General features: G+C 65.1%; 12 protein-coding genes and 2 pseudogenes. 5 read left to right on the top strand and 9 right to left on the bottom strand.

Annotated elements, in window-relative coordinates:
* Positions 1-136 precede the first annotated feature (136 nt).
* The 7 genes from C5O79_RS05165 to C5O79_RS05135 all read right to left on the bottom strand — a co-directional run bounded on the left by C5O79_RS05165 (position 137) and on the right by C5O79_RS05135 (position 8713).
* Positions 137-1630 carry an aldehyde dehydrogenase gene (locus tag C5O79_RS05165; RefSeq protein ID WP_122477800.1) on the bottom strand — a complete coding sequence of 498 codons (1494 nt, stop codon included), beginning with the start codon at positions 1628-1630 and terminating at the stop codon, positions 137-139.
* Positions 1631-1646: 16 nt separating this feature from the next.
* Complete coding sequence (locus C5O79_RS05160) at positions 1647-2978, bottom strand: FAD-binding oxidoreductase (RefSeq protein ID WP_122477805.1); 1332 nt, start codon at positions 2976-2978, stop codon at positions 1647-1649.
* A gap of 6 nt (positions 2979-2984) precedes the next feature.
* Positions 2985-3872 (bottom strand): dihydrodipicolinate synthase family protein, encoded by an 888-nt coding sequence (locus tag C5O79_RS05155; RefSeq protein WP_122477808.1) that lies wholly within the window; start codon positions 3870-3872, stop codon positions 2985-2987.
* A 161-nt stretch (positions 3873-4033) separates the two neighbouring features.
* Complete coding sequence (gene glyA / locus C5O79_RS05150; protein ID WP_122477811.1) at positions 4034-5329, bottom strand: serine hydroxymethyltransferase; 1296 nt, start codon at positions 5327-5329, stop codon at positions 4034-4036.
* Positions 5330-5504: 175 nt separating this feature from the next.
* The gene (locus tag C5O79_RS05145; RefSeq protein WP_122477813.1) at positions 5505-6386 is read right to left on the bottom strand and encodes a glycine betaine ABC transporter substrate-binding protein; all 882 of its coding nucleotides are present in this window, start codon (positions 6384-6386) and stop codon (positions 5505-5507) included.
* 153 nt (positions 6387-6539) lie between these two features.
* Positions 6540-7427, bottom strand: a complete 888-nt coding sequence (locus tag C5O79_RS05140; RefSeq protein WP_046546909.1) for a proline/glycine betaine ABC transporter permease — start codon at positions 7425-7427, stop codon at positions 6540-6542.
* Entirely contained in the window at positions 7424-8713 is a 1290-nt protein-coding gene (locus C5O79_RS05135; RefSeq protein WP_122477816.1) for a glycine betaine/L-proline ABC transporter ATP-binding protein, read from the bottom strand. The genes C5O79_RS05140 and C5O79_RS05135 overlap by 4 nt, the downstream gene beginning before the upstream one ends.
* A gap of 612 nt (positions 8714-9325) precedes the next feature.
* Between C5O79_RS05135 and C5O79_RS05130 the strand changes: the two genes are divergently transcribed.
* Positions 9326-9916: a dimethylsulfonioproprionate lyase family protein gene (locus C5O79_RS05130; RefSeq protein ID WP_122477819.1), complete on the top strand. Its 591-nt coding sequence runs from the start codon at positions 9326-9328 to the stop codon at positions 9914-9916.
* 162 nt (positions 9917-10078) lie between these two features.
* On the opposite strand, the pseudogene C5O79_RS05125 reads toward C5O79_RS05130, so the two are convergent.
* Positions 10079-10960, bottom strand: a pseudogene (locus C5O79_RS05125) (transposase); the annotation flags it as partial.
* Positions 10961-11978: 1018 nt separating this feature from the next.
* Here C5O79_RS05125 and C5O79_RS05120 point away from each other — a divergent pair.
* Entirely contained in the window at positions 11979-12890 is a 912-nt protein-coding gene (locus C5O79_RS05120) for a DUF72 domain-containing protein (protein ID WP_122477824.1), read from the top strand.
* A gap of 60 nt (positions 12891-12950) precedes the next feature.
* Positions 12951-13121, top strand: coding sequence for a hypothetical protein (locus C5O79_RS38020; RefSeq protein WP_162999306.1), 171 nt, complete (start codon positions 12951-12953; stop codon positions 13119-13121).
* Between the two features lie 42 nt (positions 13122-13163).
* On the opposite strand, the pseudogene C5O79_RS05115 reads toward C5O79_RS38020, so the two are convergent.
* Positions 13164-14062: pseudogene (locus C5O79_RS05115) on the bottom strand (LysR substrate-binding domain-containing protein).
* Between the two features lie 110 nt (positions 14063-14172).
* On the opposite strand from C5O79_RS05115, the gene C5O79_RS05110 reads away from it, so the two are divergent.
* On the top strand, positions 14173-15036 hold the full coding sequence (locus C5O79_RS05110; protein WP_122478973.1) for an NmrA/HSCARG family protein: 864 nt from the start codon (positions 14173-14175) through the stop codon (positions 15034-15036).
* A 124-nt stretch (positions 15037-15160) separates the two neighbouring features.
* On the top strand, positions 15161-15559 hold the full coding sequence (locus C5O79_RS05105) for a cupin domain-containing protein (protein ID WP_071336112.1): 399 nt from the start codon (positions 15161-15163) through the stop codon (positions 15557-15559).
* Positions 15560-15616: the final 57 nt, after the last annotated feature.

Here is a 15616-nt window from a genome sequence, read left to right as displayed (position 1 = left end):
CCGGTGACCATGCCCGCACAACAGGGTGCAGCACGACATCGTGGTCGATCGGCGGCAGAGCGCGCGCCGCCGAAACCGCTCCTCCAAGCGCCATCGCGGGCCGTGCGGGCCTGCGATGCCACGTGCTCCGCATCGCTCAGTCGAGCTTCAGCCAGGTGGTCTTCAGTTCGCAATATTGATCGTGCGCGTACACGGACTTGTCGCGGCCGCCGAACCCCGATTGCTTGAATCCGCCGAACGGCGTCGACAGGTCGCCTTCACCGAAGCAGTTCACCGTGACCGTCCCCGCGCGAATGCGCGCGGCGACCTTGTGCGCACTGTTCACGTTGTCGGTCCAGAGCGATGCAGCGAGCCCGTAGCACGTATCGTTCGCGATCCGCACCGCGTCGTCGACGTCGTCGTACTCGATGAAGCAGACGACGGGCCCGAACACCTCGTCGCGCGCGATGCTCATCTCGGGCGTCACCTGGTCGAAGATCGTCGGTTCGACGAACCAGCCGCCGGTTTCGGCGAGCATTGCCTGCCCGCCGCGAACCACGTGCGCGCCTTCCGCCTTCGCTTTCTCGATATGGCCGAGCACCTTGTCGTAGTGCTTCTGCTCGATCAGCGCGCCGAGCTTCACGTCCGGGTCGAGCGGGTCACCGGTCTTCCAGCCGTCGAGCACCGCCTGAACCTTCTCCAGCAGTTCCGCCTTGAGGCTCGACGGCACGAGGATCCGCGAGCCGGCGCTGCAGTTCTCGCCCATGTTCCAGAACGCGGCCGCGACCGCCTGCTCGGCGACCGCGTCGAGATTCGCGACGTCCGGCAGGATCACCTGCGGGTTCTTGCCGCCGCATTCGAGCACGACGCGCTTCAGGTTCGTATCGGCCGAGTAATACAGGAAGCGCTTGCCGGTTGCGGTCGAGCCGGTGAACGCGACGAGATCGACGTCCGGATGACGGCCGATCGCCTCGCCTGCCTCGCCGCCGAACCCGGTGACGACGCTGAACACGCCCGGCGGCACGCCGGCTTCCAGCGCGAGATCGGCGATGCGCAGTGTCGACAGCGACGTCTGCTCGGCCGGCTTCACGACAACGCTGTTGCCCACCGACAGGGCGGGGCCGATTTTCCACGCGAGCATCAGCGCCGGGAAATTCCATGGCAGCACCGCGCCGACGACACCGATCGGCTCGCGCGTGATCATGCTGACGACACCGCTGCCGGACGGCGACAACGCGTCGTAGCGCTTGTCCGTCACCTCCGCGTGCCAGCGGATGCACGCGGCCGACTCGGGAATGTCGAGCCCAAGGCACTCGCCGATCGGCTTGCCGGCTTCCAGTGCCTCGAGCAGCGCGAGTTCCTCCGCATGCTCGTCGATCAGTTGCGCAACGCGCAGCAGCACCGCCTTGCGATGCGCGGGCGCGGCCTTCGACCAGACACCCGACTCGAATGCATCGCGCGCAGCCGCGACCGCGCGATCGACGTCGCGCTCGTTGCAGCGCGCTACTTCGGCGAGTACCTTGCCCGACGCCGGGTTGAGCGTCGCGAACGTCTCGCCCGACGCCGCCGCACTGCGCTCGCCCGCGATGAACGCGCGGCCGTCGAGCGACAACGCATTCGCCTTCTGCTTCCAATCCTGATGGGTCGTCATGTCGTTTCCTCAATAATCAAAGCTCGGCACCGGCCGAGAATTCCTTCGCCCAGATCGTCGCCGACACGGCAAGGTCGACGAGCGGTCGAACCGGCAGCGGCCGCGGATGCGGCTGCTTCAGCAACTGCTGCACGAGACTGTTCGACTCACCGAGCGCGTATTCGGCGATCAGCTTGCCGGACGACGATCCGCGGCTCAGCCCGAGACCGTTGCAGCCGATCGCCTCGTAGAGACCATCGTCGCGCTTGCCGAACAGCGCGCCGTTGTTCGCGGACAGGCACAGCGGCCCGCCCCACGTATATTCGAGTTCGACGCCACCGAGCATCGGGAAGCGGCGCTCGAACGAGCGCTGATGCAGATGCCGCGCCTTCGCAAGATCGGCAGGCGACACCCTCAGGTCCGGCCTGAACGCGAAATGGTTGCGCACGCAAATGCGATCGTTGATCAGGCGCCGCACCGTCGTGCCCATCGGATCGGCCGGAATCACTGCCCACGACCGCGCTCCGCCGAGCTTCGCGACTTCGTCGGCATTCATCTGCCGCGTAAGCGACGCGAACGTATAGACGGGCAGCAATCCGTTCGAATGAATGCCGAAGGTCGCTGCGTACGCATTCGTGCACAAGATGACCTGCTTCGCGACGATCGTGCCGCCGGCGAAGTGCAGCGCGCGCGCGTCGCCGCGCGGCTCGATCCGCGTGACCGGGCTGAGCTCGAACACCGTCACGTTGTCCGGCTGCGTGGCCGCGAGGCCGCGCATCAGCGCGGCCGGCTGCACCGTGCTGCAGCCCGGCGTGAACAGCGCGCCCGTGTAGAAGTCGGTGCCGGTCACGGCCCGGATGGCCGGCTGGTCGAGCCACTCGAACGCCTCGCGGATGCGCGACAGGCCGTCCGCGAAATGCGTAAGCGCGGCGGCGCCCTTCCTGTTGACCGATGCGTGGAATTTGCCGTCGTCGCGCCAGTCGCAATCGATGCCGAAGCGCCGCACGATGTCGCGCACATAGTCGATACCGTGCCGCTGGAACCGCACGTCGGCGCGGTCCTCGTCGATGCTGCGCGAGTAGCTTTCGCTGCTGATGTCGTGCGGCAGGTCGACGAAGAATCCGGAATTGCGCCCGGCGGTCGTGCGGCCGATCCGGTCGGCCTCCACGAGCGCGATCGACGCACCGGGCGCGAGCTCCGCGAGCCGGCGAGCTGCGCACAGCCCGGTGATGCCGCCGCCGACGACGACCCAGTCGAACCGGCCGTCGGACGTGACGGTGCGCGCGTCCGGTGCGGGCGGCAGGCTCTCCCACCAGCCGTTCATTCCGTCCGGCGCCGGAAACCGCGCGAATTCCAGATTCGAATGCATGATGAATTACCGGCCGTCGCGCAGCAGCGGCTTCACGAGCTTCGCGAACGCGTCGCGCTCGTCGCCCGACAGCGCGCCGAGCGGGGCGCGTGCGACCCCGACCGACAAGCCGGCCAGCTCGCATCCGTAACGCACGTACTGGATGAACTTGCCGCTGCGCTCGAGCAGTTCGAGCACTGGCAGCAATTGCGCCATCAGCTTGCGGCCGGCCGCGAAATCGCCGCGCGTGACGCACGCGTCGAACAGGTCCGTGTGTGCCTCCGGCAGGAAATTCGACGCGCCGCCGACCCAGCTGCGCGCGCCCCATGCGAAGAACTCGAGCGCCTGGTCATCCATGCCGCAGCTCAGCACGAGCCGGCCGCTGAAATGCGTGGACAGGTGATGCAGATGCGCGATGTCGCCGGTGCTCTCTTTCATCGCGACGAAATTCTTGCGCTCGAGCAGCGTCTCGAGAATCCCGTCGCCGATTTCGGTGCCGGTGCGGGCCGGAAAGTTGTACAGCATGATCGGCATGTCGAGTGCGTCGTCGATCGTGAGCAGGTGCGCGAGCAGTTCCTGCTGCGTCGGCTGCGCGTAGTACGGCGCCGCCACCAGCAGCGCATCCAGCCCCGCACGTTTCGCTTCGCGGCCGAGGCGCAGCACTTCCTTCGTCGTCGTCGCGTTGATGCCCGCGGTCAGGAACGTCTTGCCGCCGGCGGCAGCCGCGACCGTGTCGAACGTGCGCACGCGCTCGTCGAAGCTCAACGCGTAGTATTCGCCCGTCGTGCCGCCGATGCCGAGGCCGGCCACGCGGCCGGCGAGATCGGCCGCATGCCGGCCCAGCAGTGCGTGATCGATTTCGCCGTCCGCGTCGAACGGGGTGACCAGCGGTGTGTGTACGCCCTCGAAGCTCATTTCAATTCCTCATTCAGGTGAGTGGGTGCCCGGTTCCCGCCGTCACGCAGGGACGGGCACTGGACAAGACGTCGGCGCGCGCCGCGCGTATTCCGCGCAGCCACGCCGATCGATTCGTCATGCGGTTCGAACCATGTGTCCGCCCGATCCGGTACCGGCGATCACGCAAACGCCTCTGCGTGTGCGTAGATCGGAAACTGGGCGCACAGATCGCGCACGCGAGTGCGGACCGCGCGCTCGACGCCCCCGTCCCCGTCCGGATTGCGCTCGAGCGCCGCCAGGACCGCGAGGATCATGTCGCCGATCTGCTCGAACTGCGCGGGCCCGAAGCCGCGCGTCGTGCCGGCGGGCGTGCCGAGCCGGATCCCGGACGTGACGGTCGGGTTTTCCGTATCGAACGAAATTCCGTTCTTGTTGCAGGTGATGCCGGCACGCTCCAGCGCCTTCTCGGCCTGCGTGCCGGTAATGCGCCGCGCGCGCAGGTCGACCAGCAGCAGGTGGTTGTCGGTGCCACCGGTCACGAGCGTCAGGCCGCCGGCCGTCAGCACCTGTGCGAGCGCTTGCGCGTTGCGCAGCATCTGGTCGATATAGCGCGTGAACTCCGGGCGCAGGGCTTCCGCGAAGGCCACCGCCTTGCCCGCGACGACGTGCATCAGCGGGCCGCCCTGCAGCCCCGGAAAGACGGCCGAGTTGATCTGCTTCGCGACGTCGGCGTGGTTCGTCAGGATGAAACCGCCGCGCGGGCCGCGCAGCGTCTTGTGCGTGGTCGACGTCACGACGTCGGCGAACGGCACCGGGTTCGGGTGGCGGCCGGCCGCGACGATGCCGGCGATATGTGCCATGTCGACCATCAGCTTCGCGTCGACGCTGTCCGCGATCTCGCGGAACGCGGCGAAGTCGAGCGCGCGCGGATACGCGGAATAGCCCGCGATGATCAGCTTCGGCCGATGGCGCTGCGCGAGCCGGCGCACGTCGTCGTAATCGATGCGCAGCGTGTCAGGGCTCACGCCGTACTGCACCGCGTTGAACCACTTTCCCGACAGCGCGGGGCGCGCGCCATGCGTCAGGTGGCCGCCCGCATCGAGCGACATCCCCATCACCGTGTCGCCCGGCTTGACGAGCGCGAGCATCACCGCGCCGTTGGCCTGCGCGCCCGAGTGCGGTTGCACGTTCGCGTGGCTGGCGTCGAACAGCGCGCACGCGCGGTCGATCGCGAGTGCCTCGATCCGGTCGACATGGTCGCAACCGCCGTAGTACCGGCGCGACGGATAGCCTTCCGCGTATTTGTTCGTCAACACGGTGCCCTGCGCTTCCAGCACCGCCGCGGACGCGATGTTTTCGGATGCAATCAGTTCGATCTGCGTCTGCTGGCGACGCAACTCCAACGCGATTTCAGATGCGATCACCGGATCGCGGCTCTGGAGCGTTTCGGCAAAAAAGCGGGCGTTCTCGTTCACTGGGTGACTCCGCGACGCGATTCGTGACGTGCTGTGTGGATTCAAAGCACCGCGCGCTGCAAGGCCGGCGCCGTCGTGACGGCCCCGGGCCCCAGGCCGCCGGCTTCGGCCAGCGCACGTGCGCGGCTTGCGCGGACGACGCGGCTCGCGTCATCCACATGGCCGGCGCGTGGCCTTACTGCTGCAGCCAGGCTTTCAGCTTCTCCGGATGGGTGTCGACGAACTTCTTCGCGGCGCTCGCGTAGTCGTTCGTGCTGTTGCCTTCGAACTCGATCGCCTCGACGTCGGCCAGCGTCAGCTTCAGGTGCTTGAAGAACACGTCGGCGCGCGGAAACTTGCCCGCGAACTTCTTCGATGCGAACGCGTGGATCTGCTCTTCACCGCCCAGCGTGCCCTTCGGGTCCTTCAGGTAACGCATCTGCCACTTCTGGAACAGCCAGTGCGGGCTCCAGACCGTCGCGACGATCCACTGCTTCGACTGGTACGCGCGCGACACGCTGGCCAGCATCCCGGCCTCGCTCGACGCCTGGAGGTTGTAGCCGTCCAGGCTGTAGCCCTTGATCGTCCGCTCCGACGCCTGCATCAGGCCGCCGCCCGGTTCGATGCCCTGGATCGTGCCGTTCAGCTTGCTCTTGACTTCCGGTTTATTCAGGTCGGCGATCGACGACAGCTCCGACTCCGGCACGTAGGTCGGCACGGCCCAGCCGTTCTTGCCGCCGGTGTAGATAATGCCCACGTCATCCAGGTCGTTCTTGTACTTCGCGTAGTACGCGCCGTGCGTGACCGGCAGCCAGCCGCCGACCATGATGTCGAGATCGCCGCGCGCGACGCCCTGATACTGGATGCCGATGTCGGCCTGCACGAACTGCACCGGCTGCTTGAGCTGCGTCTCGAGCACGTACTTCGCGACATTGGCCACCGCGAGCACGTCCGCCCAGTTGGTGACCGCGATCTTGACCGGCTCCGCCGCCGACGCGGCACCCACACCTGCGCTGCAGGCGACCACCGTCGATAGGGCAAGTTTCGCCAGAAGCGACTTGAACACATGGGCATTCATCTAGTACTCCTTTTTAATCACGCGAGTCTTTCAAAGATGAGGAACGCCTTCGATCGGCGTTTCCGGTCTCCACGCACTGCTGCACCGGTTCCGCCGCGGCACCGCGGCCGCGGCGCTTCATCGTCCTTCGATGATCTTCGACCGCCGTGTCCGTCAGGTCCGTGCCGCGCCGCGCGGCTCTGCCTTGCCGGCACGCGCGAGCGGCCTTTTCACCTTCTTCTTCGCCTTCACGCCGAAGCTCTCGGTCAGGCGATCCAGCACGATCGCGAGCAGCACGACGCCAAGCCCGCCTTCGAAGCCGATCCCGATGTCGAGACGCTGGATCCCGCTCAGCACGTATTCGCCGAGGCCGCCCGCGCCGATCATCGACGCGACCACCACCATCGACAGCGCCATCATGATCGTCTGGTTCACGCCGGCCATGATCGACGGCAATGCGTTCGGCAGCTGGATCTTCCACAGCAGCTGCCAGTCGGTGCTGCCGAACGAACGGCCGGCTTCGATCAGTTCCTCGCGCACCTGCCTGATGCCGAGCGTCGTCAGCCTCACGACGGGCGGCATCGCGAACACGATCGTCGCGATCACTGCCGGCACGCGTCCGAGCCCGAACAGGATCACGGCCGGAATCAGGTACACGAACGCGGGCATCGTCTGCATGAAGTCGAGCAGCGAGCGCAGGATCATGCCGATCCGGTTGTTGCGCGCCCCCCAGATGCCGAGCGGCACACCGATCACGAGGCTGAAGAACGTCGCCGCGGTAACGAGTGCGAGGGTCGACACCGTCTGCGCCCACAGGCCCATGTAATGGATGACGAGCAGCGCGCAACCGACGAAGATCGAAAACACGACGCCTCGGCGCCACAGTGCGAGGCCCACCAGGATCACGACCATCGCGATGAACGGCACGGCGGCGAGACCGTCCTCGAGCAGCTTCACGACCGCGCCGAGCCCCGCCGAGAACGTGTCGAAGCCGCCACGGAAATGCAGAAACAGAAAGTTGACGACGTTCTCCGCGAACTTCCCGATCACCGACGAATTCATGCTGCCCTCCGTTGCATCATCTGCTTGAGTATCGTCCGGCAGGACACGACGCCCGTCAGCCGTCCCGCTCCGTCCGTCACCGGCACGTCGTGCTGCTGCGTCAGCGCGATCGACGCGAGCCGATGCAGGTCCGTATCGATCGACACCGCGTTGAAGTCGCTCAGGAACGCGTCGCGAATCGGCTTCGCGCCGGACCGGTGCAGCGTGGCGGGTGTGACGCAGCCAAGGTAACGGCCGGATTCGTCGCACACGTAGCCGCATTCCGCGCCGCTGTCGATCAGCTGGTTCAGATAGCGGTCGGACGGCGTGAGCGCATCGCAGCGAAGCAGCCCGCGCTCGACCGGCGTCATCATGCTCGACGCCTTCAGGAAACGCGACACGTCGACGTTGCGGAAGAAGTCCTGCACGTACGCGTCGGCCGGCGTCTGGATCAGTTCGGCGGGCGTGCCGACCTGGATCAGGCAACCGTCCTTCATGATGCCGATGCGGCCGCCGATCTTGACGGCTTCCTCGATATCGTGGGAGATGAACACGATCGTGCGCTGCTCTTCCTTCTGCAGGCGCAGCAGCTCGTTCTGCATTTCGAAGCGGATCAGCGGATCGAGCGCGGAGAATGCCTCGTCCATCAGCAGCACCGACGGATTCACCGCCAGTGCGCGGGCGAGACCCACACGCTGCTGCATGCCGCCGGACAACTCGCTCGGCAGCAGTTTCTCGTACGAGCCGAGGCCGACGCGCTCAAGCGCCGCGCGCGCGACCTCGTAGCGCTGCGCCCTCTTGATCCCCGCGACTTCGAGCCCGTACGCGATGTTGTCGAGCACGGTGCGGTTCGGCAGCAGCGCGAACGACTGGAACACCATTGCCATCTTCTGGCGCCGGACGTCGCGCAGTTCCGGCGTCGACATCGGTGCGATGTCGCGGCCTTCGAGCACGACCTGCCCGGCCGTCGGCTCGATCAGCCGGTTCAGCAATCGGACGAGCGTCGACTTCCCCGAACCCGACAGCCCCATGATCACGAAGATCTCGCCGGCGCGCACGCTCAGGCTCACGTCGTTGACCGCGACCATGTTGCCGGTTTCCGCGAAGATCTCGTTGCGGCCGACGCCGCGCTTCATCATCTCGATCGCACGCTCGGGCTTCGGACCGAAAATCTTCGACAGGTGCTTGACGGTCAGGATGTCCGTTCCCGTCGCGATACTCGACCGGGCAATCGACGGCGCACCGCCGGTGTGGATTGCCCCGGTGGGAAGTACGTCGCCCGGCGCAAACGTCATATTTGGAGCCATTCTGTCATCCCGACTGACTGGTAAGGGAAGCCGCGAACTTCGTGCGAGTCGTCATCGATCTCCCGCCTGGCGTGGGCCCGATGCCGCTCCTGCGTTGGTTGACGGCGCTGATGCAGTGAATGCAGCGTATCAATCCAATTTCGTCGCTCCAGATACATTTTCTGTGCGCTTTTCCATACCTTTGGTAATGCATCGTTTCGGGGCGAAAAGGCGTGTTCGCCGCAAAACGGTGCGAAATAGGCGAAACGCAATGCCGGCGCGGCTGTGCTGAATTTTGCGGTGGGCGGCGGCCCAGCGGCGCGCGCAGCGCGCGCAAGCGTCCGCTAGGGGAAAATCCCGACGCGGGGACTTCAGGGAAACTACCGAGAAATCAGGCCCGTGACTGCGCGAGCGGCTTTGTTCGTGATGATCGCGGCCCGCCGCGTCGGCGCGGGTGGAGCAGTGCCCGTGAAGACCGTGCGGTTAGCGGGCAGGCCACGGTGCGAACGGCAACCGCGGCACGCAGATGGCGGCCAATGCCAAGCCCATCGCGCATTTTCGCTGCCCGCATCGACAGGTTTCTGCCTAGACTTTCGCTGATCGGCCCACATCACTCAGGGAGCGGCAAGCAGCATGCATGAACGTCCGAAGCCCATCGCGGATTTCGTCCGGATCGCCGGCGAACTGTTCCAGTCGGAAAAGCTGCCCGCCGCCGCGCGCGCATTCGCACCGCACGTATTCGCACGATTGCAGCAGCCGTCGGACAACGGCGTGCGCATCGCAGTGCGCTACCCCGCATGCGAATGGCTCGGCCCGGCGCTCGGGGCCGTCGCACGAGTGAACCCGACGTTCGCCACCGTCGCGCGGCTGATCGGGTCGCTGGAGCCGGTAGTCGGCTGGACGCGCCGTACGTCAGGAAAGGACGGTAGCCCGAACTACATAGAAGGGCACGTGAACGGAATGATCTGCGGGCCCGGCGGCGCCGAAAGCCGTGACGACATTCAACTCGGCTTCTCGCTGATGATGCCCCGCGTACGATATCCCGATCACGGCCATGCGCCGGAAGAAGCGTACGTGCTGATGACCGCCGGTGAATTCCGGCAGCAGAATGGCGCATGGTTCGATCCCGGGATCGGCGGCGGCATCCACAACCCGCGCGGCGCGCTGCATGCGATGCGCTCCGGCGACGCGCCGTTCCTCGCGATCTGGTGTCTGCTGAATTAATCCAGCGATCGTCGCGATGTGCCGACGGGTTCGCTTGCCCAAGATGAAAATGAAGTCGTCACCACCTCATCTCGCCGCCGGCACGAAGCGGCGGCGCCGCGCCGCGAGGAATGCCAAACGCCCTACCGCTCGGCCGGCGGCGGCCGGATGCTGCGCGGAATCGCCAAGTGCCGCGCGCACTCGGCGATATCCGTAGCAGCGGTAATTCAGTTCAAAGATATCTGCGATGGCAACGCGCACACCGGCATACTTGTCGGCAGCCTGTATCCGCGCCCGGTGATAGAAGTAGGAGCTACGGGCGAGCCCCAGTTCAGCAAAGAGCTCCGGCAGCGTGTAAGTCTGTTTCAGGGCATCAACCAGCGCCGTCTTCTCCCGATTCGTCAGGAGTTGCGGGTTGACGCCCAGGCCTTTTTCTATTATTTCATTGGCCTTCTTCAGGATGTCGTGTTCGATCTGGAGCTTTCGAATGTCTCGTCGGAGTGATTCGATCTCCTGCTCCAGCGTCGCTTTTTCAGAGGTTTGCGGAGGATCGTTGCGGCGTGTCATGGCTGAAACGGACTCCTGACTGAGTAACCGATTTCTCCAGCTGTACAGCGTTGGGCGGCTCACGCCAATCTTTTTAGCAACTTCCTCGGCGCTTTCTCGTCGAGTGCATAGATCGATGACCGCCGTCTGCCTGAACTCTGGCGTATGTCGAATACCCGACGCCTTCCCGAAAATGCGTTTCTTTCGTTCAGGATGTAGCTCGTCGAGCCAGGTGACGAGCGTCCCGCGTCCCGGATATCCCAAAGCCTTTGTCGTTGCAGCCAGACACCGGCCATGGCTCATATAGTGGTCTGTGGCCGCCCTCTTACGCTCTGCCGAACAGCGCGGCCTCAAGCAAATACGTTTCCTCGGCAAATCCAGACATCGCTCGTACGTGTGATACCGCCGTTCGAGAGACTTCGTGGTGGGATAGCCCAATTGACGAATGGTCGCGGTAAGGCGCTTTCCAAGCTTCAAGTAGAGTTTGACTGCTCGGATGCGGTCTTCGTACGAATACATGGACTCGCTCCCAAATAGTCCAAGAATTCCGCCGCCCCCCTCTGGGCAAAGTTGAAATGTCGTAGCTCGAGGGATTCGGAGTGCCCCGGAGTAAAACTATGTGGTTTTGGGCGGCTTACATCCCAACCGCATAGATTTTCGACGCTCCATCTCAACCACATACTTTTTTTGGGGTAAAAAAAAATCGTACATCCCAACCACACACATTTCTACCAATGTCGCTGCAGGCCCTCGGGCAGCTTCCACGATGAGCCGTGGCTGCAAGGATGTGTGCTGCATCGATGATCGGATTTTCCAAGGCCTCGACCGAACTTTCCCGATCCGACGATCGGATCGGATCCGATTTGGCACGGCTTGCCTGTTCACGGGGCAACTGCGACCCGCCAGAACCAACAGGTTCCACCCCTTCAAAAAGCGTCTGTAATACTACTTACTTCAAATAAAGCATTCCTAATAATGTCCATCCGTGTTCAGCGTCCGCCGTCGCACCTTCAGCACTCTCACCGAATTCACGTGGCCTGCCCGATCCCTGCCGCCGCACCCGGGATGATCGCTACCCTTTGCCGCTTTACCCAAAAAAAATATTCAGGGTCATGAGGCTCTGCCCGGATTGAAGAGGTTAACTAAAAACGTACGGCAATCCAAACCTTCCCGTCAGCCCACTCGCTTTAAAACGCGCGGCGGCTACTGCATCAGTTTTCCTATATGCGGCAGGCATCACGGCCGTATCCAAACGTCCGAGGATTAGCGAGACAATGGGCGTGCGCCAATCGTCAACGCGGACGAACCATGTCGCGTATAAACCGCCAGGCCCCACGTCAACAGCGCGTCCAGCGCGAGCGACACCGACATCGCGAGCATGCCCGGTGCATACGAATGCGCCGCGTCCTTGAGCACGCCGACCATCCACGGGCCTACGTAGCCGCCGAGGCCGCCCGCCGCAAGCAAAACGCGTCCCGCGCGCAGGCACGGGCATTGCTCCCCTCGTCACGGTTCGATCGACCCGGCGAGGAGCGACGTGACGAGCACTTCAGGCGACATTCACATCGGCATATCGGGCTGGCGCTACGAGGGCTGGCGCAGCACGTTCTATCCGAAGGGATTGAAGCAGGCCGACGAGCTTCAATACGCGTCCCATCGTATGCAGACGATTGAAATCAACGGCACGCATTACAGCCTGCAATCGCTGGGCAGCTGGCAGCACTGGTACGACGAAACGCCGCCCGGTTTTACGTTCAGCGTGAAAGGGGCGCGCTATCTGACGCACATGCTGCGCTTTCGCGATGACTCGGCCACCGTCGCCTGTGCAAATTTCTTCGCTCAGGGACTGCTCGCGCTGAAGGACAAACTCGGGCCCATCCTGTGGCAATTTCCGCCGTCGCTGCGCTTCGACCCCGAGCACATCGCCCACTTTCTGGACCTGCTGCCGCACGATACCGAAGCCGCGCACGCACTCACGAAGCAGCACGATCGCCGGGTCAGGACACCCTATGTGCATGTCGATGAAACGCGCGCGTTGCGTCACGCGATCGAAGTGCGCCACGCGAGCTTCGTCGATCCCGCATTCGTGAAGCTGCTGCGCCGCCACAAGGTCGCGCTCGTCGTTTCTGATTCGACCGAACCGTGGCCGCAGCTGGAAGATCTCAGCGCCGACTTCGTCTATATGCGCCTGCACGGCACGAAAACGAAGTACTCAGGCGAATATTCGGACGCCGCGCTCGAGCAGTGGGCGCGCAAAATCGAATCGTGGAGCCGCGGCGAACAGCCCCGCGATGCGCATCTCGCGGCGCCGGACCTGTCGCCGCCGCGCGCGCGAACGCGCGACGTGTACTGCTACTTCGACAACGACGCGAAAACGAATGCGCCGTTCGACGCGCAGCGTCTGATGGAACGCCTCGGTCTGCATGCGCATGCGGCAGCGGCCGGATGAAACGGCCTGCCGCGCGGCGGCAGCTTGCCCGATGAACCCCGAACCACAAGGAGAACAGCGATGACCCTGCTCATCTACCTGCTCGGCTGGATCATTTTCATCGCCGGCGTCGCGTGGGGATTGATGACGCTGCACGTATCGCAGCACATCATCGAGATCGTCGCCGTCATTCTGTTCGGCATCGCGGTGATCACCGGCGCGACCCGCGCACGCAATCGCGACCGGACGTAGCGCCCGCATCGTCGCGGCAATCGGATCGCGAGCGACGCCGGTTCAGCGCGCCGGTTCGATGTACGCGGCGAGGTCCTCCGGCGTGCCGGCCGGAAACGCGTCCTTCAGATGATCGAGAAACGCCGAGACGCGTGCGCTCAACAGTCGCCTCGACGGATAGAGCGCCCACAACGCGATTTCCGGCCCCGGCACGTCGCCCCAGCTGACGAGCGTGCCGGCGACTAGATCGCGGCTCACGAGCGACACCGGCAGGCATGCGGCGCCGAGGCCGAGCCTGACCGTATCGCGCACGATGAGCAGCGACGACAGCCGTGCGACGGGCTCGAACGCTATGCGCGAGCTGCCGCCCGGGCCGGTGACGTCCCAGGCCGCGCGCCCGTCGTCCACGCCTCGGACGACGGCCGGTACGGCCGCGTTGCCGGCCGGCCGCGCCAGCGCGGGCGCCGCCACGACGACCAGCCGGTCGCGCAGCAGCACGCGCCCGATCAGCCGTTCGTCCGGGTCCGGGTTCACGCGGATCACGAGGTCGTAACCTTCGTCGATCATGTCGACGGGGCGGTCTTCCGTCGTCACGTCCGGGCGCACGTCCGGATACTTCGCCACGAACGTCGCCACGAGCTTGCCGATTGCGAGCTGGGAAAACAGCATCGGCGCGCTGATGCGCAGCCGGCCGCGCGGGCGTTCGCTGCCCGACGCGATCGCCGACGCGCTGTCGGCGGCTCCGCGAGCAGCGCGCCCGTGCGCTCGTACAGCGCGCGCCCTTCCTGCGTGAGCGTCACGCCGCGCGAGCCGCGTTCGAACAGACGCAGTGCGAGGCTGTTCTCCAGTTCGGTCACGCGGCGCGACAGTGTCGCCTTCGGGCGGCCGGCCGCGCGCGCGGCCTCGCCAAAGCTGCCGTGACGGGCGACGAGATTGAAATCGGCGAGAGCGAGCAGGTCCATGTGTTCCACCATTGAGACACCGAGTCTATTTATCAGATCTTCCGGATCATATGTGGATCACTTAACTTACCTGGGCAGTCAACTCAACCGTTACCCCAGGAGTGAACATCATGACCATTCTCGTTACCGGTGCGACCGGCCGTGTCGGCCGCCACGTCGTCCATCAGCTTGTCGAGCGCGGCGCCGACGTGCGCGTGCTCGTGCGCGATCCGTCGAAGGCCGATTTCCCGGCCGCGGTGAGCGTCGTCCAGGGCGACATGCTCGATCTCGACGCGCTGCGCACCGCATTCGCCGGCGCGCGCACGCTGTTCCTGCTCAACGGCGTCGCGGGCGACGAGTTCACGCAGGCGCTGATCGCGCTGAATCTAGCGCGCGAGGCGGGAATCGAGCGCCTCGTCTATCTGTCGGTCATGCACGCCGACCGCTTCGTGAACGTGCCGCACTTCGCGGTGAAGTCCGGCGCCGAGCGGATGATCGAGCAGATGGGTTTCGGCGCGACGATCCTGCGGCCTGCGTATTTCATGGAAAACGAACGGATGGTCAAGGACGTGATCGTCGGTCACGGCGTGTATCCGATGCCGATCGGCAGCAAGGGCGTCGCGATGGTCGACGTGCGCGACATCGCGGAAGTTGCCGCGATCGAACTGATCCGCCGCAACGACGCGCCGGGCAAGTTGCCGGTCGAGACGCTCGACCTGGTCGGCCCCGACACGCTGACGGGCCCGCAGCTGGCGTCGATCTGGTCGGAGATTCTGGGCCGGCCGGTCGCGTACGGCGGCGACGATCCGGCCGCGTTCGAGAACAACCTGGCCGGCTTCATCCCGAAATGGATGGCATACGAGATGCGGCTGATGGCCGAACGCTACGTGAGCGACTGCATGGTGCCCCAGGCCGGCGACGTCGAGCGGCTGACCGCGATTCTCGGCCGCCCGCTGCGCACGTACCGCGACTTCGCGGTCGCGCTGGCCCATTGAGGGCGGCGCTGCGCCGTCGTGCAGCGTCGGGGCGGCGTCCCTATAATCGGCTTTCCCTACCTGTCGACGACCGGCCTCGCGCCGGTCTCGATACCGCATGCGTACCCCTGGATCTGGAGACGAGATGCCCCTCCCCGCCGTTCCGTTTGCCGAATCGTTCGACCTCGAAGCTGCGTTCGCCGATGTATCCGACTATTGGTCGCCGAAGGTCGTCGCGCAGATCAACGATCAGTACGTGAAGGTCGCGAAGGTACGCGGCCAGCTCGTGTGGCACGACCATGCGCATGAAGACGAGTTGTTCTTCGTCGTGCGCGGGCATCTGAAGATCGAGTACGAAGGCGGCCGCGTCGTCGACTTGCCGGCCGGCTCGATGCACGTGGTGACGCGCGGCACGCTGCACAATCCGGTCGCTGACGAAGAATGCTGGATCGTGCTGATCGAACCCGTGCAGACGAAGCACACCGGCGACGTGCAGTCGCCGCTCACGCGGTCGATCGACGAGCAGCTCGGGCAGGCTCGCTGAAGCGGTCATCCGCCGGCCGATGGTGTCGCCCGACCGCGCGCCGCCTCCAGGCTCACG

It is taken from the genome of Burkholderia sp. SRS-25 (genome assembly GCF_004343765.1).
In the GTDB taxonomy this organism is placed as follows: domain Bacteria; phylum Pseudomonadota; class Gammaproteobacteria; order Burkholderiales; family Burkholderiaceae; genus Burkholderia; species Burkholderia contaminans.
Note: the sequence above shows the minus strand (reverse complement) of the source record. Positions and strands in the feature narration are given on the sequence as shown.

Bases quoted from the DNA above. Each gene is read 5' to 3' on its own strand.
- C5O79_RS05165 (WP_122477800.1), bottom strand. From the start codon at position 1,630: ATGACGACCCATCAGGATTGGAAGCAGAAGGCGAATGCGTTGTCGCTC.
- C5O79_RS05160 (WP_122477805.1), bottom strand. From the start codon at position 2,978: ATGCATTCGAATCTGGAATTCGCGCGGTTTCCGGCGCCGGACGGAATG.
- C5O79_RS05155 (WP_122477808.1), bottom strand. From the start codon at position 3,872: ATGAGCTTCGAGGGCGTACACACACCGCTGGTCACCCCGTTCGACGCG.
- C5O79_RS05145 (WP_122477813.1), bottom strand. From the start codon at position 6,386: ATGAATGCCCATGTGTTCAAGTCGCTTCTGGCGAAACTTGCCCTATCG.
- C5O79_RS05140 (WP_046546909.1), bottom strand. From the start codon at position 7,427: ATGAATTCGTCGGTGATCGGGAAGTTCGCGGAGAACGTCGTCAACTTT.
- C5O79_RS05135 (WP_122477816.1), bottom strand. From the start codon at position 8,713: ATGGCTCCAAATATGACGTTTGCGCCGGGCGACGTACTTCCCACCGGG.
- C5O79_RS05130 (WP_122477819.1), top strand. From the start codon at position 9,326: ATGCATGAACGTCCGAAGCCCATCGCGGATTTCGTCCGGATCGCCGGC.
- C5O79_RS38020 (WP_162999306.1), top strand. From the start codon at position 12,951: ATGACCCTGCTCATCTACCTGCTCGGCTGGATCATTTTCATCGCCGGC.
- C5O79_RS05110 (WP_122478973.1), top strand. From the start codon at position 14,173: ATGACCATTCTCGTTACCGGTGCGACCGGCCGTGTCGGCCGCCACGTC.
- C5O79_RS05105 (WP_071336112.1), top strand. From the start codon at position 15,161: ATGCCCCTCCCCGCCGTTCCGTTTGCCGAATCGTTCGACCTCGAAGCT.